The organism is Photobacterium sp. DNB23_23_1 (assembly GCF_052873815.1).
This window is the reverse complement of the sequence record NZ_JBNNXT010000088.1, coordinates 1-1696: the sequence shown is the minus strand read 5'-3', so window position 1 is coordinate 1696 and position 1696 is coordinate 1. Positions and strand designations below refer to the sequence as shown.

General features: G+C 50.2%; 1 protein-coding gene and 1 pseudogene. Both read right to left on the bottom strand.

The annotated features are described in order from the left end of the window. Positions 1–1319 (bottom strand): thiamine pyrophosphate-binding protein (locus tag ACVA53_RS24860; RefSeq protein WP_446506618.1); only part of this gene is annotated, 1319 nt, incomplete at its 3' end. Positions 1320–1450: 131 nt separating this feature from the next. After that, positions 1451–1696: pseudogene (locus ACVA53_RS24855) on the bottom strand (myo-inosose-2 dehydratase); the annotation flags it as partial.

Here is a 1696-nt window from a genome sequence, read left to right as displayed (position 1 = left end):
TCGAACTTACCAATCTGGTAGTTCTGCCAGTTCATCGAAAGCTCAGCCGGTAGACCACCTGCAGCTGTCAGTACGGTGTCGCCTTTTTCCATCGAGGTGTTCAGCTTGCCGATCACTTCCGCGTATGAAGACATACCCGGTAGCAAGTCACCCTCTTGCGGGTGAGTACGGCGGTGTACCAGGGCTTTCCACTCATCAGCTTCTGCTTTGGCTTTTGCCGACCACTCATCGCCTGAACGCCAGTCGCCAAGTAGAGCAGACAGTTTGGTCATGGATGTTTTCGCATCACCCAATACTGGGTAAGACATATGCTTGATAGCATCGAATTTCGCCACATTGATGCTGACCAGCTTCATCTCTGGGTTCTTGAATACTGTCCAAGAGCCAGTCGTAAAGTCTTGCAGGCGAGTACCGATAGCCAGTACCACGTCAGCTTCATTGGCCATATGGTTGGCAGAATCTGAACCGGTTACACCGATTGGGCCAGCATTCAGTGGGTTGTCCTGAAGCATTGTGGCGCGGCCAGCAATGGTCTCGACCACAGGGATATTGTGCTTACCTGCAAAGGCGGCCAGCTCATCTGTAGCTAGCGAGTAGTGAACACCGCCACCTGAAATGATCAGTGGTTTCTTCGCTTGCAATAGAATTTCTTTCGCTTCTTCCAGAACAATCATTTCAGGCTCTGGACGGCGGATACGGTGCGTCTTCTCAGCAAAGAACACTTCAGGGAAGTCGTAAGCGACACCTTGGATATCTTGCGGCAACCCTAGGAATACCGGCCCACAGGTGGCTGGGTCTAGCATAGTATCTAGCGCTTGCGGCAATGTGTGCATTAGCTGGGTTGGTGATAGCACACGGTCCCAGTAGCGCGTTAGCGGCTTGAATGCATCATTTGATGTCACAGACGGATCTTCAAAGTTCTCCGGCTGTTGTAAAACGGGGTCTGGCAGACGGCTAACATAAGCATCACCAGAGATAAGTAGAAGAGGTAGACGGTTAGTGTGCGCGATACCGGCAGCGGTTACCATGTTGGTGGCACCGGGGCCGATAGAGCTGGTTGCAATACCGATGCGGCGACGCTGGTTAGCCTTGGCATAAGCAATAGCGGCAGTCGCCATCGACTGTTCGTTCTGACCACGCCAAGTTGGGATTTTATCTTCAATATTCTTTAGCTGCTGGCCAAAGCACGTCACATTACCGTGACCGAAAATCGCAAAGGCGGCACCAAAAAGCTGTTCTTTTTTTCCATCAATCTCAATCATTTGTGCTGCAAGATACTTGGCAAGCGCTTCAGCAACAGTCAGGCGTACAGTATTCATTGTCTTCCTCGTTTTTCGATATTCGAAAAAATCTTCCTTTACTCACTGCAACTGCTTTTGAACACTTTTAACGTGAACTTTGCGGTGAGATATGAGGGGGCCTAGCCTGCCCCCTTACCATTTACGTTTTCTTATAGGCCGTACTTGTTCGCGTAGCCGTTGATATTCTCAAAAGCTGTTTTTGCGAACGTCAGTGGATGGGCTTTAGCAGGATCCTGCTCGGCTTCAACCAATAGCCAGCCTTTGTAGTCGCGCTCTTTCAGTGCAGCGAATACGTCGTCATAATCAACATCGCCAGTGCCAGGAACGGTAAATACACCATCAAGAACTGCGTTAAGGAATGATTTGTCTGCATCACGAGCGGCCTTCATAACGTC